Annotated in this window: 16 protein-coding genes; 10 read left to right on the top strand and 6 right to left on the bottom strand. The window is 65.7% G+C overall.

Annotation, left to right across the window (positions count from 1 at the left end):
- Positions 1 to 296: 296 nt before the first annotated feature.
- Both VRZ08_RS04845 and VRZ08_RS04840 read right to left on the bottom strand, forming a co-directional pair.
- A complete protein-coding gene (locus VRZ08_RS04845) occupies positions 297 to 1238 on the bottom strand; it encodes a diguanylate cyclase domain-containing protein (RefSeq protein WP_414531749.1) in 942 nt (313 codons plus the stop codon).
- 105 nt (positions 1239 to 1343) lie between these two features.
- The gene (locus tag VRZ08_RS04840; protein ID WP_107357386.1) at positions 1344 to 2048 is read right to left on the bottom strand and encodes a Crp/Fnr family transcriptional regulator; all 705 of its coding nucleotides are present in this window, start codon (positions 2046 to 2048) and stop codon (positions 1344 to 1346) included.
- 398 nt (positions 2049 to 2446) lie between these two features.
- Here VRZ08_RS04840 and VRZ08_RS04835 point away from each other — a divergent pair, with 398 nt between their 5' ends.
- Positions 2447 to 4810 (top strand): TonB-dependent receptor family protein, encoded by a 2364-nt coding sequence (locus VRZ08_RS04835; protein ID WP_414531748.1) that lies wholly within the window; start codon positions 2447 to 2449, stop codon positions 4808 to 4810.
- A 20-nt stretch (positions 4811 to 4830) separates the two neighbouring features.
- Complete coding sequence (locus VRZ08_RS04830; protein WP_414531747.1) at positions 4831 to 5265, top strand: hypothetical protein; 435 nt, start codon at positions 4831 to 4833, stop codon at positions 5263 to 5265.
- A gap of 55 nt (positions 5266 to 5320) precedes the next feature.
- Here the strand turns inward: VRZ08_RS04830 and VRZ08_RS04825 are convergent, their stop codons facing one another.
- Positions 5321 to 5938 carry a class I SAM-dependent methyltransferase gene (locus VRZ08_RS04825; RefSeq protein WP_414531746.1) on the bottom strand — a complete coding sequence of 206 codons (618 nt, stop codon included), beginning with the start codon at positions 5936 to 5938 and terminating at the stop codon, positions 5321 to 5323.
- 328 nt (positions 5939 to 6266) lie between these two features.
- Positions 6267 to 7865 (bottom strand): ABC transporter substrate-binding protein, encoded by a 1599-nt coding sequence (locus VRZ08_RS04820; protein ID WP_414531745.1) that lies wholly within the window; start codon positions 7863 to 7865, stop codon positions 6267 to 6269.
- 187 nt (positions 7866 to 8052) lie between these two features.
- Between VRZ08_RS04820 and VRZ08_RS04815 the strand changes: the two genes are divergently transcribed.
- From VRZ08_RS04815 to VRZ08_RS04780, 8 genes are all read left to right on the top strand, one after another.
- A complete protein-coding gene (locus VRZ08_RS04815) occupies positions 8053 to 9714 on the top strand; it encodes an ABC transporter substrate-binding protein (protein ID WP_414531744.1) in 1662 nt (553 codons plus the stop codon).
- A 156-nt stretch (positions 9715 to 9870) separates the two neighbouring features.
- Positions 9871 to 10824 (top strand): ABC transporter permease, encoded by a 954-nt coding sequence (locus VRZ08_RS04810; RefSeq protein ID WP_414531743.1) that lies wholly within the window; start codon positions 9871 to 9873, stop codon positions 10822 to 10824.
- Positions 10825 to 10843: 19 nt separating this feature from the next.
- On the top strand, positions 10844 to 11734 hold the full coding sequence (locus VRZ08_RS04805) for an ABC transporter permease (protein ID WP_107342946.1): 891 nt from the start codon (positions 10844 to 10846) through the stop codon (positions 11732 to 11734).
- Between the two features lie 4 nt (positions 11735 to 11738).
- A complete protein-coding gene (locus VRZ08_RS04800; protein WP_107342945.1) occupies positions 11739 to 12797 on the top strand; it encodes an ABC transporter ATP-binding protein in 1059 nt (352 codons plus the stop codon).
- A gap of 13 nt (positions 12798 to 12810) precedes the next feature.
- On the top strand, positions 12811 to 13005 hold the full coding sequence (locus VRZ08_RS04795) for a hypothetical protein (protein ID WP_107342944.1): 195 nt from the start codon (positions 12811 to 12813) through the stop codon (positions 13003 to 13005).
- Positions 13002 to 14414 (top strand): amidase, encoded by a 1413-nt coding sequence (locus tag VRZ08_RS04790; protein WP_414531742.1) that lies wholly within the window; start codon positions 13002 to 13004, stop codon positions 14412 to 14414. The genes VRZ08_RS04795 and VRZ08_RS04790 overlap by 4 nt, the downstream gene beginning before the upstream one ends.
- Positions 14415 to 15392 (top strand): ABC transporter ATP-binding protein, encoded by a 978-nt coding sequence (locus VRZ08_RS04785; protein WP_107354229.1) that lies wholly within the window; start codon positions 14415 to 14417, stop codon positions 15390 to 15392.
- 129 nt (positions 15393 to 15521) lie between these two features.
- Entirely contained in the window at positions 15522 to 16895 is a 1374-nt protein-coding gene (locus VRZ08_RS04780) for a PAS domain S-box protein (RefSeq protein ID WP_414531741.1), read from the top strand.
- Positions 16896 to 16901: 6 nt separating this feature from the next.
- On the opposite strand, the gene cysC is transcribed toward VRZ08_RS04780, so the two are convergent.
- Both cysC and cysD read right to left on the bottom strand, forming a co-directional pair.
- Entirely contained in the window at positions 16902 to 18812 is a 1911-nt protein-coding gene (gene cysC, locus VRZ08_RS04775; RefSeq protein WP_414531740.1) for an adenylyl-sulfate kinase, read from the bottom strand.
- A gap of 21 nt (positions 18813 to 18833) precedes the next feature.
- Positions 18834 to 19628, bottom strand: a complete 795-nt coding sequence (gene cysD / locus VRZ08_RS04770; protein ID WP_107342939.1) for a sulfate adenylyltransferase subunit CysD — start codon at positions 19626 to 19628, stop codon at positions 18834 to 18836.
- Between the last annotated feature and the right edge of the window lie 25 nt (positions 19629 to 19653).

Below are 19653 nucleotides of genomic sequence, written 5' to 3'. Positions count from 1 at the left end.
ACGGAAGCAGCCGAATGAATATCGGAGCGAATTTTCGGATAGACAATTCGGCGCGCAAAACCAAATAGTCCAGAGGTTTCAAGTGGTTGTCGAAGCATGGCGTGTCCTAGCGTGCATAAAGGATGGCTAGGTCAAATTGCTCCGAAGGCAAAGGTCACACGTTCGAATCGTGTCGGGTGCGCCATTCTGTTTACGTGCAGGATGTGCTCGCGACCTTCCAATTGCATGCCCGACGAACAAGTCGCCGCACGATAGGCACCGCCTTCGCGCGCATGAGCTGACGCGGGTAATAACCCCTAAGCCGCCCTGCTCTGCGCCTGATCGCCGATCAGGCTCACGCGATTCCGCCCTGCAGCTTTGGCTTGATACAGCGCGAGGTCGGCTTCGGCGAACAGGTCGGCGATCCGCCGCTGGTGAGGGCGGCCGATCAGGGCAGCGCCGATCGAGGCGCTGACTTTGATGCGATGGCCGTTCCAGAACAGCGGACGGCTCAACATTACGATGGTCCGCCGCAGCACGTCGGCAATCCGCTCGGCGCTAGTCGGCGTCCGCAGGATGATGGCGAACTCGTCGCCGCCGAGACGGCTGATCAGGCCGGCGCTATGGAAGGCGCGGCGCAGGCGCTGGGCTACTTCGCACAGGCACGCGTCGCCGGCGAGATGGCCGAGCGTGTCGTTGAGCTCCTTGAAGCCGTCGAGATCGATCAGCACCAGCGCCGAGGCGAAGCCATGATGCAGGCTGTCGCCCACCACCTCGCGATAGCGCGTCTGAAAGCAGGCGCGATTGGCGAGACCGGTGAGCGGATCGGTTTCGGCCTGCCGCCGGAGGCGCTCGATCGCGAGCCGGTCGGATGTGACGTCCTGTTTGCAGCCGAAGATCCGCACCGGGCGGCCGCCCTCGCGCAGCGCGTTGATCGACAGCCGCATCCAGCGCATCTCGCCGCGCCAGGTGCGGATCTCGGTCTCCAGCGTGACCGGACGTCCGCTCTGGATCACTTCGGCGCGCGCGAGCTCCATGTGGCGCCGGGATTCGTCGACATAGAGATCGACGATGCTGGCGCGCCGCAGCGGGTTGCCGATCGGATAGCCGAACAGATCATAGACCGCGGAGGTCCAGTTCAGGCGCTCGGTTGCGAGGTCGCATTCCCAGGCGCCGATCCCAGCGGCGGTCAGGGCCTGATCATAGAGACGTGCGCGAGCCTCGTCCGACAAAACCGAGGCGACAGAGTCTTCCCTCATCGTCGATCCGGCAGCGATCCATACGTCTAATTAAGACCTAAGGACTAGGGCTGCCGCGTTAATGATTCCTATATTCATTTGCCGCACGTGCGCGGGCCGTTCGTCTCAACCAACTCCACACCGCGGCTCGGCGATCTCGGAAATTCGGCTGAGGTCCAGGATCGTCAGGCGGTGGCGACCGCTTTTGACGAGACCTTGTTTCTGCCAGGCGCTCAGGGTGCGGCTGACGGTGAAGTAGGTCAGGCCTGCCATCGAGGCGAGGTCGATCCGGGTCACCGGGGATTCGATATGAATGCCGGCGGACGTCTGGACGCCTGCCTGGGCAGACAGCCGCAGCAGCGAGGCGGCGATCCGCTGCGCGATGCATTTGCCGGTCATCTCAGTGGCGCGCTGCAGCATCTCGCGTGTCCGGTCGCCGGCAATGCAGACGACGTTGTCGGCGAGCGCCGGGCTCTGCTGGGTCAACGCGATGAACGAACTCGTCCGCCACGCCAGCACCGAGGTGGCCTTGATCGCAGTGGCGGTAGCTGGATATGAGCGCTGGCGAAACGCCGCCACGCAGCACAGATCGCCCGGCCGCATGATCCGCAGCGTGATCTGCTCGCCCTCGCTGTTGAGTTGGGTGACGCGGACCAAGCCGCTGAGGATCTGAAACAGATACTCCGGCACGTCCCCCTGGTGAAACAGCGCCTGCCCGGCCGGGAATTGCCGCAGGCTCGACGCGTCCAACAGGCGCGACGTCTCCGCAGGCGGCAATTGCGAGAATAGCGCGCTGCGTGTGGCAGCGGCGCGTAGGACACCCTTTTCCATCATCAACCTTGCGACCCTGCGGGGTTTATCAGCGGGCGTTTCCTACGCATCCTTCCTATCAGCGGCGCTGGCCGCTGTGGTTTTGAAGGCCTCTAATCGGCACGTGAACAATTGTCACAGTCGCGAGCTTTTCAGGGGGCCGCCGCGCCCACGGCCGGCGTTGTTTGCTCGAAAGCAAAAAGCCGCGGCGATGCGCTCGCTATGGTCGGCGCTGATCGAGAAAGCCCGATTGCCATCGAGATCAGAACCGAAAGGTCGTGATCGCGGTCGCTGACGCGGGCCTGTGTGCCGGCTGTCGCGTCCCGCAAGGGCGCGATCTTTCATTCGCAAGGAGGGCGAGCCATCGCCGCGCCGCACGCCGAGAAGGCGGGCGATGATCGAATGGACGGGATCGAAGAATGAGAGCGGATGCGCATCCGGACACACGCAGCCTGATCGGCAAGACGCTTGCGGCGGCACCACGCCGGCCGCTGCGAACCATCACGCTGGCGGCCCTGCTGACCTCGAGCAGCCAGCTCTGCTTTGCGCAATCGGCAACGCCCGGCGCCACCATCACGCTCGACACCATCGTGGTCGAGCAGCCGCGCGAAGCGGTCCGCGCGCCGGCGCGGCCGCGCTCCGTGGTGCGCCGCGCCGCTCCTGCCGCGCCACCGAGCGCGGCGCCGGCAGCTTCCGCCGCTCAGACGGTGGACCTGGTGCGCGAGCGCTTCAACGTGCTGGCCGGCGGCGTCGCGCTGGTGTCGCAGAAGGACATGCCGAACGCGGGCAACCCGACGCTCGCCAACACGTTGTCCGGTGTTCCCGGACTGATCATCCAGAACTTTCTCGGCGCCAACGACCAGCCGCGGATTCAAATGCGCGGCTCGGCGCAGCAGAACCCGGCCGAGCGCGGCGTGCTGGTGCTGTATAACGGCCTGCCGATCAACCGCGCCGACGGCTCCTACATCGTCGGCTTCGCCAATCCGCGGCAGGCCGAAGCGATCGAAGTTTATCGCGGCTACATGGCCAACCGGCTCGGCGCCACGGTGCTGAGCGGCGCGATCAATTTCATCTCGCCGACCGGATCGAGCCAGCCCGGCGTACAGATGTCGGTGAGCGGCGGCAGCTTCGGCCAGATCAACAGCAGCGCCCAGATCGGCACCAAGAAGGACAACGTCGACGCCTTCCTGCAATTCGACACCACGCGCCGCGACGGCTTCCGCGACTACAATTCGTCGGACCGCAACAGCCTCAATGCTAACGTCGGCATCGCGCTGTCGGAGAACGTCAAGACCCGGTTCTTCCTCGGCTACACCGACCTCGGCTTCGACGTCGCAGGCCCGATCAACAAGGACGCGCTGTTCGCCAATCCGCGGCAGACCGCGACCGGACCGACCGTGGTCAACGGCGTCGCGATCAATCCGGGACCGAACGCGGTGCGCGACAAGCCGCGGCGCGACGCCAGCCAGTTCATGATCGGCAACCGCACCACCGCGACGTTCGATGCCCATCTGATCGATATCGCGCTCGGCTACACCTACACCGACGACACCTTCCGGTTTCCGATCTCTTCGGGGGTACGCAGTACCAAGGGCGGCGACTTCACCGGCCTCGTCCGTTACGCCTATAACCCGGCGGACGCGCTGCTGCCGTTGTTCGAAACCACCGCGCAGTACAGCGTCGGCTCGGCGGATCGCGACTACTATCTCAACCAGAGCGGCATGACCGGCGCTCAGTTCGGCAGCAACCGGCTCGACGCACAGACGCTGTCACTGTTTGCCGGCGCCAACGTGCCGGTCTGGCAGCAATGGACGGTGTCGCCGGCGATCTCCTATGCCTATGCGACGCGCGACAATGACGACCGCTACACCGCCGCGGCGCGGCCGACCATCGCGTACAATCCCGCGAAGCCCACGGTGCTGCTGCCGAACGGCTCGGTGCCGACCCAGGACAACGGCTACGCGCGATCCTACTCGGGCTGGAATCCGAGCCTGGCGCTGTCGTATCGACCCGACGCGACGCAGACCTTCTTCATCGCCGGCAGCCACAGCTTCGAGCCGCCGACCCATGACGACCTGATCGCGACCATCAACGGCACGCCGAATACCAGCCCCGGACGGCCGACACCGGCCAATCCTAAATTGGTCGCAGCGGCGTTCGCGACGCCGAACCTGTCGGCGCAGACCGCCGTGACGGTGGAAGGCGGCTGGCGCGGCCGCGCCGATCGGTTCTCCTGGGACGTCGTCACCTACTACTCGTGGATCGACAACGAGCTGCTCAACCTGCGGGATGTCACCGGCGCCTCGATCGGCGCGATCAATGCCGACCGCACCACGCATTTCGGCATCGAACTCGGCGCCGGCGTCAAGTTCACCGACAAGCTCTCCGGCCGGCTCGCCTACACCTATCAGGACTTCCGCTTCGTCAACGATCCGCTGCGCGGCAACAACAAGCTCGGCGGCGCGGTGCCGCATCTGATCTACGCGCAATTGCAGCTGCAGGCGACCGACGCCTGGATGGTGCAGGGCGCGGTGCGCTGGAGCCCGGCGTCGGTGCCGGTCGACAATATGAATACGCTGTACGCCGATCCCTACGCGGTGGTGGATCTGCGCAGCGAGTATCGGATCAACAAGACGTTCCGGGTGTTCGGCGAGATCACCAACCTGTTCAACAAGACCTACGCGGCGACTTCGCTGGTGGTGGATCAGGCGCGCCCCGATCAGGCGGCATTCCTGCCTGGCGACGGCCGCGGCTTCTACGCCGGCATCAAGGCGTCGTTCTGATCAACCAGCAAGGATACGATATGACCAAACGCCTTCTTCTGGCGGCCATCGCGGCTGCCAGCCTTGTCGCGCCGGCGATCGCCGCGGACTCAGTCAGCCTTTCCCACTTCCTGGAGCAGTGGGACGGCAACAATGACGGCATCGTCACGCTGGCCGAGATCAAGCAGGGACGCGAGCATCGTTTCTACGCCTTCGATGCCAATGCCGACGGCTATCTCGATCGCGACGAATATGCGCGCTTCGACAAGGTGCGCGACGCCGGCATCGCGCGGTTCTCGCCTGAGGAGCAGGTCAAGATCCGGCAGATCGCCGACGGCCTGACGCTGCCGCGTAATGACACTGACGGCGACGGCCGGGTGTCGCGCGCCGAATTCATCGACGGCAGCGCGGCGTGGATGAAGGCGATCGACAAGGACGGCGACGGCCAGCTGACGTCCCGCGACTTCCCGGACTAACACCAGCGCGATCGTCCCGGCATGCGAGTCTCGCCGGGACGATCACCGCAACGGCTCAGGCCGGCCTCCGCGCCACCACATAATGGGCGTGGCGATTGCTGCCGAAAGTGCGTGAGGCCTCGATCTCGAATCCGGCCTCCGCGATCGCGGCCCGCAACTGCTGCGACGTCAGCGATTTGATCGGCGGCACCCAGCCGATCCGCTGTAGCACCGGGATCACGCCCCAGCGCAGCGCCGGATTCATGTCGCCGATGCAATAGGTCTTGCTCAGCAGCAGGCCGCCGGGCTTGAGCCGGTCGCGAATGGCCGACAGCGTGGCGCGGATGTCGTCGACCAGGTGCAGGATCAGAAACGCGCAAACCGCATCGTATGGCGGCTCGCCGGTGGAGAGATCGGCATCGGCGACCACGAAGCTTAGATTTGGCGGCGCCGGCTTCGCGCTGGCGATCCGCACCATCTCGGGCGACAGGTCGGTCGCGGTCCACTGCGCCACCCCGGGCGCGAGGCGGATCGCGGTGCCGCCGGTGCCGCAACCGATCTCGAGCACTCGATCCGACGGCGACAGCCGCCCGGCCGCGTCCGCCAGCATCGCCTCATAGGCGGCGACGTCCTTGATCGGCCGCGCGGCGTAGCGCTCGGCCATCCGATCCCAGAATCCGCGTTGGCTGGTCATGCTCGCTCGTCCCCCGCGTCGCGATTGATGACGGGGGCAGGATAGAACCCGACGCGCCCGATGGGCACTCGCCGAACGGATGGTGGTGACGAGTGGTCGCACTGCGCTGGCGTGACGGCCAAATACCTCTTGCCGGCGCTGCTGCGTTGTCGCGCAGGACGCCCGCACCGCGCCACGAATAGGCACAGCTTGCATTGTTCTTAGGCGACACCATCGACGAGCGATAAGCTGGGCTTTGGCCAAGCGATAAGTTTGTGCAGCGGGCGACAAAAAAGGGCTGCGCACTTTCGTACGCAGCCCGTTTTGTGATCGCTTTTGTTGCGCTTGGTTACTGCAGCCCGATCGTGGTCAGGTCCTGAAACCAGTGCTGCGCCTGCACGAAGCTCTTCACCTTCGGCGACAGCGCGTGCGGATTGGTATCGTGCACCACCCACACCAGCGCTGCGTCGTCGACGATCAGCGAGTGCGCCTGCGCCAGCAGTTCGTCCTGCTTCTTTGGCTCGAACGTGGTCTTGGCCTCGTCGATCAGCGCATCGACCTTGGGATTTTTGTAGCCGCCCCAGTTGACGCCGACCGGCGCCACCTGCCCGGAATGGAAGAACCGCACGATCGCATACAGCGGATCGGAGGTAACGTAGGCGATGTTGTTGGCGGTGATGCCGGCGTTGGATTCATCGGCCGCGCCCTTGCGCCACGCGGTGTACAGCACTTCGAGTTCGACCACCTTGAACTCGACGTCGATGCCGATCTCCTTGAAGCTCTGCTGCAGGAACTCGTTCATCGGCAGCGACAGCATCTGGCCGGTGCCGCCATTGGCGATGATGAATGTGGTCTTCAGCGGCTTCTCCGGCGAATAGCCGGCTTCCTTCACCAGCTTCTTGGCTTCCGCCAGATCGTATTTGATCTTGAACGACGGGTTGCCGAACCACGGGCTCGACGGATCGACCTGACCGACAGCCGGCTTGGCGAGGCCGTTCATCAGCCCGACCACCGCCTCGCGATCGATCGCGAGATTGAGCGCCTTGCGCAGGCGGATGTCGGTCCAGGGCGAACCGGGCAGCACGCTGAGGTGATAGTTCCAGACGTGCGGCGTGACGTTGTCGACGATTTTCATGCCGGCGGCCTTGAGCTGCGGCACCGCGTCGGGCGCAGGCGTTTCGATCAGGTCGACCTGCCCGGCCAGCAGCGCATTGGTGCGGGTCAATGCTTCCGGCATCGGGATCAGCACCAGCTTGTCGGTCTTCGGCAGCCGCGACTTGTCCCAATACTCATCGTTCTTGGTGAGCTCGGCGAGCTCGCGCGGCACCAGCTTGGTGAGCTTGAAGGGACCGGTGCCGGATGGATTGGCGGCGAACTTGTCCCAGTCCTTGCCGACCTTCTCGTACTGCGCCGGACTGGATACCAGGAACCACAGCATCTGATAGGGAAAGAACGAGTCGACCGTCTTGGTGGTGATCTCGACGGTTGAATCGTCGATCTTGGCATAACTCTTCACCGACGGCAGCCGGGTCTTCACCTGCGCGCTCTGCCGCTTGTCGAATTGCGGCGCCTTGTCGTTAAGAACCTTGTCGAGATTCCAGATCACCGCATCGGCGTTGAAGTCGCTGCCGTCATGAAACTTCACGCCCTTGCGCAAAGTGAAGCGCCACTTGGTCTTGTCGGCGTCGTCGACCTTCCACTCGGTGGCGAGTCCCGGCACCAGCTTGCCGGGCCGGTCGCCAACGTTCATCTCCCACGCCACCAGCGGGTCGTAGATCGTGTAGCCGGTGAACTGATACGCGCCGGCGCCGCGATCCGGCTGCCCCGTGGTCAGCGGAATGTCGGCCATCGAGATCCCGTAACGCACCACTGTTTCCGCACGCGCCGCACCGATTGCGCTCGCCGCAGCAAACAACGCGCCCAGCACCCATGAACTCTTAAGTCGCATTGCAACTGATCTCCTGATGACGATGGGCGAACCACTTGCAACGGGCGCGCCACGACGGACCTGCAGTTTTGCATTGCGGGTCTGCGCGTCTCCGTCGAAGCCGGCGGCGTCGGACTGCCGCTTTGGCTGGCACATGCATTGCATTGACCAGCCTGCCAATTAGTCACTGCAAAGGGACTCTCGTCGAATGCGTAATTTTCGTCGTAACAACCGTCGCGCTGCGCTGCTCGCTCTGTCGATGGCAAGCGTCTTCATGGTGCCGTCGCTGGCGTCCGCCGAATCCGTGCTGCGCATCGGCATGACGGCCGCGGACATTCCGCGCACGCTCGGTCAGCCCGATCAGGGCTTCGAAGGTAACCGCTTCACCGGGCTGACGATGTACGACGCCCTGACGATGTGGGATCTGTCGTCGGCAACCAAAGCGAGCGTCGTCATTCCCGGTCTCGCCACCGAGTGGAAGGTCGAAGACGCTGATCATACAAAGTGGATTTTCAAACTTCGCCCCGGCGTGAAGTTTCACGACGGCAGCGACTTCAACGCCGACGCCGTGGTGTGGAACGTCGATAAGGTGCTCAACAAAGAAGCACCGCAATACGACCCCAGCCAGATCGGCGTGACTGCATCGCGGATGCCGACGCTGGTGTCGGCTAAGAAGATTGATGACCTGACCGTCGAGCTGACCACCAAGGAGCCCGACAGCTTCCTCCCGATCAACCTCACCAACCTGTTCATGGCGAGCCCGACCAAATGGCAGGCGCTGTACGACAAGGCCGAGGGCGCCGACGCCAAGGCCAAGTCGACCGCCGCCTGGGCCGCCTTCGCCAAGGACGCGTCGGGCACAGGACCGTGGAAGATGGCGAAGTTCACCCCGCGCGAACGGCTGGAGCTCACCAAGAATGACGGTTACTGGGACAAGAACCGCATCCCGCATGTCGACCGCATGGTGCTGCTGCCGATGCCGGAAGCCAATGCACGGACTGCAGCGCTGCTCTCCGGTCAGGTCGATTGGATCGAAGCGCCGGCGCCGGATGCAGTGAAGGAGATCGAAGGCCGCGGCTTCAAGATCGAGAAGAACGAACAGCCGCACGTCTGGCCGTGGCAGTTCTCGCGGATCGAAGGCTCGCCGTGGAACGACATCCGTGTCCGCCGCGCCGCCAATCTGTGTATCGACCGTGAAGGCATGCGCGACGGGCTGCTGTCGGGCCTGATGGTGCCGGCGACTGGCACGTTCGAGCCGGGTCACCCCTGGCGCGGCAAGCCGCAGTTCCAGATCAAGTACGATCTGCCCGCGGCGCAGAAGCTGATGAAGGAAGCCGGCTACGGCCCGACCAAGAAGCTGACCGTCAAGGTGCAGACCTCGGCGTCTGGCTCGGGCCAGATGCTGCCGCTGCCGATGAACGAGTATCTGCAGCAGGCCCTGGCGGAGTGTTACTTCGACGTCAAGCTCGACGTGATCGAATGGAACACGCTGTTCACCAACTGGCGCCGCGGCGTCAAGGATCCGTCGGCGAACGGCTCGGATGCGATCAACGTCACCTACGCGGCGATGGATCCGTTCTTCGCGCTGGTGCGCTTCCTGCAGTCGTCGATGGCGCCGCCGGTGTCGAACAACTGGGGCTACATCAACAACCCGAAGTTCGACGAGCTGGTGAAGAAGGCGCGCACCACCTTCACCGACAAAGAGCGTGACGAAGTGCTCGCCGAGCTCAACGCCGCCTCGATCGACGACGCCGCGTTCCTCTACGTCGCCCACGACGTCGGTCCGCGTGCACTGAGCCCGAAGATCAAGGGCTTCGTGCAGCCGAAGAGCTGGTTCGTCGACTTCTCCCCGGTGTCGATCGCGCCGTAGATCGACACTGCTGAACTCCACCCCGTCATTGCGAGGAGCGAAGCGACGAAGCAATCCAGCCCAGTGCACTGATCACTGGATTGCTTCGCTGCGCTCGCAATGACGGGGAAGACGCCTCGACCCGACTGACTGCATCCTCGTTCGAGTGAGAGTCCCGTGCTCGCCTATATCGCCCGCCGCATCGTCTATGTTGTTCCGATCGTCCTCAGCGTCGCGCTGGTGTGTTTCCTGCTGGTGCATATCACGCCCGGTGATCCGCTGGTCGCGGTGCTGCCGGCGGACGCGTCGCAGGAACTCGCGGCGCAGCTCCGCGCCGCCTACGGCTTCGACCGGCCGCTGCCGGCGCAGTTCGGGCTTTGGCTGTGGAAGGCAGTGCACGGCGACCTCGGCACCTCGATCGCCACCGGCCGGCCGGTGCTGGCCGAGGTGATGCGCGCCGTCAGCAACACAGTGATGCTGGCGATCGCGGCGGCGATCATCGGGTTCTCGTTCGGCCTACTGTTCGGCCTGATCGCAGGTTACTTCCGCGATACCTGGATCGACAAGCTGGCCACCGGCATCGCCATCGCCGGCGTCTCGGTGCCGCATTACTGGCTCGGCATGGTGCTGGTGATCGTGTTCTCGGTGCAGCTCAACTGGCTGCCCGCGGTGGGCGCCGGTCCCGGCGGCTCCGGACAATGGGCGTGGGACTGGGCGCACTTGCGCTATCTGATCCTGCCGGCGATCACCACCTCCGTCATTCCGATGGGCATCGTTACCCGCACGGTGCGGGCGCTGACCGGCGATATCCTGTCGCAGGACTTTGTCGAGGCGCTGCGGGCCAAGGGCCTGCGCGAAACCGGCGTGTTCGGCCACGTCATCAAGAACGCGGCGCCGACCGCGCTCGCGGTGATGGGCCTTCAGCTCGGCTACATGCTCGGCGGCTCGATCCTGGTCGAGACGGTGTTCTCCTGGCCGGGCTCCGGCCTGCTGCTCAACTCCGCGATCTTCCAGCGCGACCTGCCGCTGCTGCAGGGCACGATCCTGGTGCTGGCGCTGTTCTTCGTGCTGCTCAATCTCTCGGTCGACATCGCCCAGGCGCTGATCGATCCGCGGATCAAGCGGGCCTGATGTCATGGGAGCACCGACGATGAGTTTGACCGCTTCCGACGCCGCACCGCAGACCGCCCCCGCTGGCAAAGCCCGAGGTTATTGGGCCAATGTCGGCCGCCGCCTGATCCGCGACAAGATCGCGCTCGCCTGCGGCATCATCCTGTTGCTGATCGTCCTCGCCGCGGTGCTGGCGCCGTGGCTGCATCTCGCCGACCCGTATCAGGGCTCGATGATCCGGCGGCTGAAGCCGATCGGCACCGCCAACTATCCGCTCGGCACCGACGAGCTCGGCCGCGATATGCTGGCCCGGCTGGTCTATGGGGGCCGGCTGTCGTTGTTCATCGGCGTGCTGCCGGTGATCTTCGCGTTCCTGATCGGCACCTCGCTGGGCCTCGTTGCCGGCTACGTCGGCGGCAAGGTCAACACCGCGATCATGCGCACCGTCGACGTGTTCTACGCCTTCCCGTCGGTGCTGCTGGCGATCGCGATTTCCGGCGCGCTCGGCGCCGGCATCACCAATTCGATCGTGTCGCTCACCGTGGTGTTCGTGCCTCAGATCACCCGCGTCGCCGAGAGCGTCACCACCAGCGTCCGCAATATGGACTTCGTCGAAGCCGCACGCGCCTCCGGGGCCGGCGCCTTCACCATCATGCGGGTGCACATGCTCGGCAACGTGCTCGGACCGATCTTCGTCTACGCCACCGGCCTGATCTCGGTGTCGATGATCCTGGCCGCCGGCCTGTCGTTTCTCGGCCTCGGCACCAAGCCGCCGGAGCCGGAATGGGGCCTGATGCTGAACACGCTGCGCACCGCGATCTACGTCAACCCCTGGGTGGCGGCGCTGCCCGGCGTGATGATCTTCGCGGTGTCGATCTGCTTCAACCTGCTGAGCGACTCGATGCGCAGCGCCATGGACATCAGGAACTGACGCGATGAGCAAAGCTGTCTCCGCAATCGCAGAAGTCGAAAAGTTCGAGCCGATCGAAGACATCGGCGGCGCCGCCCAGCCGCTGTTGCAGGTCAACGGGCTCACCAAGCACTTCCCGGTGCGCGGCACCGGACTGTTCGGCGGCGCCAAAACGGTGCGGGCGGTCGACGACGTCACCTTCTCGATCGCCAAGGGCGAGACGCTGGGCATCGTCGGCGAGTCCGGCTGCGGCAAGTCGACCACCGCGCGGCTGCTGATGCACCTGATGCCAGTGACGGCCGGCGAAATCATCTTCGACGCGCGGCAAGTCGGGCGCGAGCTCAGCCTACGCGAGCTGCGCCGCGGCATGCAGATGGTGTTTCAGGACAGCTATGCGTCACTCAATCCGCGGCTGACGATCGAGGAATCGATTGCGTTCGGCCCGAAGGTCCACGGCATGAGCGATGCCAGCGCCCGTGCGCTGGCGCGCGAACTGCTCGGCAAGGTCGGGCTGCGGCCGGAAAATTTCGCCCACCGCTATCCGCACGAAGTGTCCGGCGGCCAGCGGCAGCGCGTCAACATCGCGCGTGCACTCGCACTGTCGCCGCGGCTGGTGATCCTCGACGAGTCGGTGTCCGCGCTCGACAAGTCGGTCGAGGCGCAGGTCCTGAACCTCCTGGCCGACTTGAAGCGCGAATTCGGCCTGACCTATCTGTTCATAAGCCACGATCTCAACGTGGTGCGCTATATCTCCGACCGCGTGCTGGTGATGTATCTCGGCGAAGTCGTCGAGCTCGGCCCGGTGGACGAAGTGTGGGACGCGCCCGCGCATCCGTACACGCGGGCGCTGCTGGCGGCGATGCCGTCGTCCGATCCGGATCGCCGCACCGAAGTTCCGCCGATCACCGGCGATCCGCCGAACCCGATTGATCCGCCGGCCGGCTGTCGTTTTCATCCGCGCTGTCCGTTCGCCGAGGCGCTATGCTCGCAGGCCAAGCCGAAGCTGTCGTCGATCGGCGACAGCGGTCATCAGGCCGCGTGCTTCATGTCGATCCCCGGCTCGGGACACAGCCGCGCCCCATAAGGAGAAATCAGCAATGATCAAACCCGACCCCGCCACGATCAAAACGATGGCGGCGATCGCAGGGCTTCCGGTCGATGACGAGGTGGCGGCGCGGATCGCCAATTCGATCGGCCCGGCATTCGACGGCTTCACCCCGGTCGCCGGTACGCTGCCGTTCGATCTCGAACCGTCCACCTACGTCGTGGCGCAAAACGAGGGCGCACGATGAGCCTGAGCGATCCGGCGCTGCTGACGCTGACCGAAGTTGCCCAGGCGATCGCCGCCAAGAAACTGTCGTCGCGTGACGTCACCCAGGCCTGTCTCGACCGCATCGCGCGGGCGCAGCCGAAGCTCAACGCCTTCATGGCGATCGAGCCTGAGAGCGCGCTCGCCGCAGCGGATGCGGCGGACGCCGCGCTGGCCAAGGGCGAGCGCAAGGGCCCGCTGCACGGCGTGCCGCTGGCGCACAAGGACATGTACTACGAGACCGGCTTCGTCGTGACCTGCGGCTCCAAGATCCGCCGCGACTTCGTCGCCACCACCACCTCGACCGCGCTGCAGCGGCTGAAGGATGCCGGCCAGGTTCGGCTCGGCAGCCTGCAGATGTCCGAGTTCGCCTATGGCCCGACCGGCCACAACGCGCATTATGGCGCGGTGCGTAATCCGTGGGGGCTCGACCACATCACCGGCGGTTCATCGTCCGGTTCCGGGTCGGCGGTCGCCGCGCGGCTGACGTTTGCGGCGCTCGGCTCCGACACCGGCGGTTCGATCCGGATGCCGGCGCATTTCTGCGGCGTCACCGGGCTGAAGACCACCGTCGGGCTGGTCAGCCGTGCCGGCGCGATGCCGCTGTCGCACTCGCTCGACACCGTCGGGCCGCTGGCCCGCACCGCCGAAGACTGCGCGCTGCTCACCGGGCTGATGGCCGGCGCTGATCCCGCCGATCCGACCGCGTCGCATCGTCCGGTGCCGGACTATCTGGCCGCCATCAGACAACCGCTGCAAGGTCTCAGCGTCGGCATTCCGAAATCGTTTTATGTCGACGATCTCGACCCCGAGGTCGCGCGCGTGCTCGACGACACCAAGGCGGCGCTGGTGCGCGAGGGCGTGCGTGTCATCGAAGTCGAACTGCCAGATCAGCGCCAGCTCAGCGCCGCCGCACAGCTCGTGCTCGCGGTCGAAGCCGCCGGCTTCCATGGCCAGTGGATGCGGGAGCGGCCGCAGGACTACGGCCCGCAGGTACTGATGCGGCTGCAGAACGCGCTGGCGATTCCGGCCGTCACCTACCTTGAAGCAATGCGCTGGCGCGGCGTCGCGCTCGCCGAGTTCGTCGCTGCCGTGGCCGGCGTCGACGCGGTGCTGGCGCCGGTGTCGCCGGTGCCGGCGCCGACGATCGCAGAGAGCGACGTCGGCAACAGCCTGAACGCCGAAGCCGTGATCCAACGGCTGACCCGCTTCACCCGGCCGATCAACTATCTCGGCCTGCCGTCGCTGGCGCTACCCTGCGGCTTCTCCAAGTCCGGCCTGCCGATCGGCTTGCAACTGATCGGCCGCCCGTTCGACGAAGCGACGCTGCTGCGGATCGGCGCAGGCTGGCAGCGCGCCACCGACTTCCATCGGCAATGCCCGGAGCTGTAGATGAGCAACCTGGTCGAAATCCGCGATCTCAACGTCCGCTTCACCGGCGAGCGGACCGTGTACGCCATCAACGATCTCAACCTCTCGCTCGGCCAGGGTGAAGTGCTGGGCCTGCTCGGTGAGTCCGGCTCGGGCAAGAGCGTCACGCTGCGTGCCCTGATGCGGCTGCTGCCGAAGAAGCGCACGGCGATCACCGGCAGCATCCGGGTCGCCGGCCAGGACGTGCTGGCGCTCGATGACGAAGCGCTGTCGACGTTCCGCGGCCAGACCGTATCGATGATCTTCCAGGAGCCGGCGCTGGCGCTCGATCCGGTCTACACGGTCGGCCAGCAGATCGCCGAGTCGGTGATGCGCCACGAAGGCAAGAGCAAGCGCGAGGCGATGGCCCGCGCGCTCGAGATGCTGGAGGTGGTCCGCATCCCGTCGGCGAAGCGGCGGCTCGACGCCTATCCGCACGAGATGAGCGGCGGCATGCGGCAGCGCGCGATGATCGCGCTGGCGCTCGCCTGCAAGCCGAAGATCCTGCTCGCCGACGAGCCGACCACAGCGCTCGACGCCACGGTGCAGATCCAGATCCTGCTGCTGCTGCGCGAACTGCAGCGCGAGTTCGGCATGTCGGTGATCTTCGTCACTCACGATATCGGCGTGGCGATCGAGATCTGCGACCGCGTCGCCGTGATGTATGCCGGTCAGACCATCGAGCAGGGTTCGTTGCGCGATATCGTACGCGAGCCGCAGCATCCTTACGCGCAGGGCCTGCTCGCCTCGACGGTGCATGGCGCTAAACGCGGCGCACGGCTGGAAACCATTCCGGGGGCGCCGCCATCGCTTGATACCAAGCCGCAGGCCTGCTCGTTCGCGCCGCGCTGCGCGCATGCGCAGCCGCGCTGCTCAGCCGGCCTGCCGCCCGAGGTGGCCCTCGGACCGGGCCGGATGGCGCGATGCGTCCTGGCCGAGCCGGCCGCAATGGTCGGCTAGTTCGCGGAACAAGTCGACGCCAATTACAAATGAGGTAGCGGGCGACCGCTAACTGGTGTTCATTGCGCGCGGGGTCTGGCCGCCGAATCCGGCCGCCGACATCCCCGTCCAATGGAACTCCGCGCCAGAATGAACCGACAATCCCGGCCTCTTTCGATTGCGCATCGTGACCATCACTTCGCTGCGATCGTCCAGCATTCGTTCGATGCCATCGTCTCCAAGGACATCGATGGAACCGTGCAGAGCTGGAACCCGGCGGCCGAGCGCATCTTCGGCTGGACCGCCGCCGAGATGATCGGACGATCGATCCGTGTCCTGATCCCGGCGGATCGTCAGCACGAGGAAGACGATATCTTGCGGCGGATCCGCGCCGGCGAGATGGTGCCGAAGTTTGAAACCGAACGGCTACACAAGAGCGGCCAACGAATCCATGTCGCGGTGACGGTGTCGCCGTTGCGGGACACCGATGGCCGCATCGTCGGCGCCTCGAAGATCGCCCACGACATCACCGAGACCATGGAGATCCGCCATCGGCTGATCGCCAGCGAGCATCAGTTCCGCACCCTTGCCAATTCGATTCCGCAGCTCGCCTGGATCGCCGGCAGCGACGGCACCGTGTTCTGGTACAACGACCGCTGGTTTGACTACACCGGCACCACGCTCGAGCAGATGCAAGGCGAGGGCTGGACCACGGTGCATCATCCCGATCATCTCGAACGGGTCACCAGCCGGCTGCAGCATAGCTGGGACACCGGCGAAGAGTGGGAGGACACGTTCCCGCTGCGCGGCAAAGACGGTGAGTATCGCTGGTTCCTGTCGCGTGCGATGCCGCTGCGCGACCACACCGGCCAGGTGTGGCGCTGGTTCGGCACCAACACCGACATCACCGTGCAGCGCCAGCACGAACAGCAGATCCAGATGCTGATGGGCGAGATCAATCACCGTGCCAAGAACATGCTCGCAGTGGTGCAGGCGATGGTGATGCGCACTGCGGACCGGAGCTTCGCCGAAAGCCTCGGCGCGCGGCTGCAGGCACTGAGCCGCAACCAGGATCTCCTGATCAAGCGCAACTGGTCGGGAACGCCGATCGGTGAACTGATCGAATCGCAGCTCGCCGCGGTGAACGACCTGATCAACACCCGGGTGTCGATCGAGGGCGAGCGCGAGTTGCTGCTGTCGCCGGTCGCCTCCGAAACGATCGGGCTTGCGATCCACGAGCTGACCACCAATGCGACCAAGTATGGCGCGCTCTCGAATGCGGACGGCAGCGTGCGGATTGCTTGCGACATCCGTGATACAGCCGAAGGCCGCAAGCTGGACCTGGTTTGGCATGAGCAAGGCGGCCCGCCGGTCGGCGAGCCGAACCGTGCCGGCTTCGGCACCGTGATGATCGACCGCAATCCCCGCGCCGCGCTCGGCGCCGAGGTCGAGATCAGTTACCCCGAATCCGGCCTGCGGTGGCGTCTGACCGCTCCGCTCGACCGGCTCGTCGCGGTGCCTTAGCCCGCGTCAGATATGCGCTGCGAGATCGGCGAGATCTTCGATCAGCACGTCGGTCTGCGCCAGCATGGTCTCGACCTGCGCCACCGCTTCGCTGACCGACAGGCCCGCGGTGTCGAGCACCAGTTCGCTGGTCGTCGGCGGCTGATAGTCGTTGCCGATGCCGGTGAAGTTCGGCAACCCGCCGGCGCGCGCCTTGGCGTAATGCCCCTTCGGATCGCGCTGTTCGCAGACGTCGGCCGAGGTCGCGACGTAAATCTCGCGGAAGCGATCACCGGCGATGCGCCGTGCCGCGGCGCGGTCGGCGAGCGCCGGCGATACTGCTGCGACGATGGCCACGTGGCCATTGGCGGCCAGATGCGCGGCGAGCTCGGCGAGGCGACGGATGTTCTCCGCGCGGTCCGCCGGCGAAAAGCCGAGGTCGCTGTTCAGCCCGGCGCGTAGCGTGTCGCCGTCGAGCAAAATCGGCGAGCCGCCGCGATCGAACAGCCGACGCTCGAGCGCCCGCGCGATCGTGGTCTTGCCGGAGCCCGGCAGCCCGGTGAACCACAACACCGCGCCGTTGTGGCGATAGCGCGCGGCGCGTTCGCCCGGCAGCAGCGCGGACTCCACCGGAACGATATCGGCGGTCGCGGCGCGCTGGCCGCTATCGACGCTGAGCACCAGACCGCCGCCCGCGATCCGGCCGTTGATTTCGATCACCAGCCGCCCGGTGCGCGGATTGCTATCGGCCGGATCGGCCGCGACCGGCTGCGACAGCGACAGATCGATTTCGCCGACATGATTGCGTTTGATCTCGGATGCCGCCTCGCTGGCGAGATCGCCGGGATCGACCGCCTTCTCGATCGCCACGACGTTCGCGCGAGTCTCGCGGGTGCCGAGCCGCACCAGCACCGAGGCGCCGGCGGTGAGCGGCTGATCGTGCAGCCAGAAAATCCGCGCGCGCAGCCGGCGGGTGTCCCGCGGAGCATTGCCGGCATGACCGATCACATCGCCGCGCTCGACGAACAGCTCACGGTCGAGCGTAATGCCGACCGAACGGCCGGCACCAAACGCCCCGGCGAGCGGCGTCACCGGCCAACCTTCGACGGTCTTGATCTTGGCAATCTTGCCGGCCGGCATGATGACGATGTCGTCGCCCGCCCGCAGATGCCCGGATTCGATACGGCCGGCGACGATACGGCGATCGTCGAACTTGTAGATCGCCTGCACGGCGAGCCGCAGCGGCAGCGCGTCGAGCGGCTGCGCCGGCGTCAGCTTGTCGATTGCCTCGACCACAGTCGGGCCGTCGTACCAGGCGATGTTGTCGGTGCGCGCCGCCACGCCATCGCCCTCACGGGCCGAGATCGGAATCACGGCGGTCGGCGTCACGCCGAGCGAGGTCAGATGCGCGGTGATCTCGTTGCTGATGTCGCCGAACCGCGCGGCCGAGAATTCGACCCGGTCCATCTTGTTGACCACCACGGCGACCTGCTTGATGCCGAGCAGCTGCAGCAGATAGCCGTGACGCCGCGTCTGATCGCGCACGCCTTCGAGCGCGTCGATGATCAGCACCGCGCCATCGGCCTGCGAGGCGCCGGTGATCATGTTGCGCAGGAATTCGGCGTGGCCGGGCGCGTCGATCAGCACCACGTCGCGCGACGGCGTGCGGAAGCGGATCTGGGTGGTGTCGATGGTGATGCCCTGGTCGCGCTCAGTCTGCAGCGCATCAAGCAGGAACGACCACTCGAACGGCATGCCGCGGCGGGCACTGACCGCCTTAAGCATCTCGAGCTTGCCTTCGGGCAGCGAGCCGGTTTCGTGCAGCAGGCGGCCGACCAGCGTCGACTTACCGTGGTCGACGTGGCCGACGATGACGATGCGCACCAGCGGACGAACGGCGTCGGCGGCGAGCGAGGCGGGCGGAACGGCGATGGTCATGGCGTCACTCACGGGTGCTGATCACAGATAGCCGGCGACACGAAGCCGCTCGAACGCGTCCTCGGTTTCGTGGTCGAGCGCACGGCCAGCGCGCTCCGGCACCTTGGTGGTCTCGAGTTCGAGCAGGATCTCGTCGATCGAGGCGGCGTTCGAGTCCACCGGGAAGGTGATGTCCTGGTCGCCGAGCGAGCGGTAGCGCTTGCCGTTTTGCGACAGATACAGCGGGATGATCGGGATGCCTTCGCGCTTGGTGTAGGCCCAGATGTCGGCCTCGGTCCAATGCAGGATCGGGTGGATGCGCAGATGCGCGCCGGGCGGCGGCGAGGCGTTGAACTGATCCCAGAATTCCGGCGGCTGGTCACGGACATCCCACCCGCCCTCGGTGCCGCGCGGCGAGAACACCCGCTCCTTGGCGCGAGTGGCTTCTTCGTCGCGGCGAATGCCGGCGATCAGTCCGTCGAAGCCGTATTTGGCCAGCGCGAGCTTGAGGCCTTCGGTCTTGCGCGCAGCGGAGCGTGCAGCCGGCGGCAACGTCGGATCGACGCTGTCGATCGGCGGGCATGGATCGACACGCAGATCGAGATCCCATTCCTTCGCGTAGGTATCGCGGAACGCGTACATCTCGGGAAATTTCTTGCCGGTATCGACGTGAAGCGCGGGAAACGGAACGCGGCCGAAGAACGCTTTCCGTGCCAGCCAGATCATCACGTTGGAGTCTTTGCCGAGCGACCACAGCAGCGCCAGCTTCTTCAGCCGGGCGAACGCCTCGCGCAGGATGTAGATGCTCTGCGCCTCCAGCGCGTCGAGGTGATCCATCGCGCGAAGCTGATCAGCAAGCGGC

This window comes from Rhodopseudomonas sp. G2_2311, from assembly GCF_047501505.1.
GTDB lineage: Bacteria > Pseudomonadota > Alphaproteobacteria > Rhizobiales > Xanthobacteraceae > Rhodopseudomonas > Rhodopseudomonas palustris_H.
This window is presented reverse-complemented; position numbering and strand designations above follow the sequence as displayed.

Excerpts from the sequence above, each read along its gene's own strand:
- cysD (WP_107342939.1), bottom strand. The coding sequence starts at position 19,628 with ATGGATCACCTCGACGCGCTGGAGGCGCAGAGCATCTACATCCTGCGC.
- VRZ08_RS04840 (WP_107357386.1), bottom strand. The coding sequence starts at position 2,048 with ATGGAAAAGGGTGTCCTACGCGCCGCTGCCACACGCAGCGCGCTATTC.
- VRZ08_RS04785 (WP_107354229.1), top strand. The coding sequence starts at position 14,415 with ATGAGCAACCTGGTCGAAATCCGCGATCTCAACGTCCGCTTCACCGGC.
- VRZ08_RS04805 (WP_107342946.1), top strand. The coding sequence starts at position 10,844 with ATGAGTTTGACCGCTTCCGACGCCGCACCGCAGACCGCCCCCGCTGGC.
- VRZ08_RS04820 (WP_414531745.1), bottom strand. The coding sequence starts at position 7,865 with ATGCGACTTAAGAGTTCATGGGTGCTGGGCGCGTTGTTTGCTGCGGCG.
- VRZ08_RS04800 (WP_107342945.1), top strand. The coding sequence starts at position 11,739 with ATGAGCAAAGCTGTCTCCGCAATCGCAGAAGTCGAAAAGTTCGAGCCG.
- VRZ08_RS04845 (WP_414531749.1), bottom strand. The coding sequence starts at position 1,238 with ATGAGGGAAGACTCTGTCGCCTCGGTTTTGTCGGACGAGGCTCGCGCA.
- VRZ08_RS04835 (WP_414531748.1), top strand. The coding sequence starts at position 2,447 with ATGAGAGCGGATGCGCATCCGGACACACGCAGCCTGATCGGCAAGACG.
- VRZ08_RS04780 (WP_414531741.1), top strand. The coding sequence starts at position 15,522 with ATGAACCGACAATCCCGGCCTCTTTCGATTGCGCATCGTGACCATCAC.
- VRZ08_RS04815 (WP_414531744.1), top strand. The coding sequence starts at position 8,053 with ATGCGTAATTTTCGTCGTAACAACCGTCGCGCTGCGCTGCTCGCTCTG.
- VRZ08_RS04790 (WP_414531742.1), top strand. The coding sequence starts at position 13,002 with ATGAGCCTGAGCGATCCGGCGCTGCTGACGCTGACCGAAGTTGCCCAG.
- cysC (WP_414531740.1), bottom strand. The coding sequence starts at position 18,812 with ATGACCATCGCCGTTCCGCCCGCCTCGCTCGCCGCCGACGCCGTTCGT.
- VRZ08_RS04825 (WP_414531746.1), bottom strand. The coding sequence starts at position 5,938 with ATGACCAGCCAACGCGGATTCTGGGATCGGATGGCCGAGCGCTACGCC.
- VRZ08_RS04830 (WP_414531747.1), top strand. The coding sequence starts at position 4,831 with ATGACCAAACGCCTTCTTCTGGCGGCCATCGCGGCTGCCAGCCTTGTC.
- VRZ08_RS04795 (WP_107342944.1), top strand. The coding sequence starts at position 12,811 with ATGATCAAACCCGACCCCGCCACGATCAAAACGATGGCGGCGATCGCA.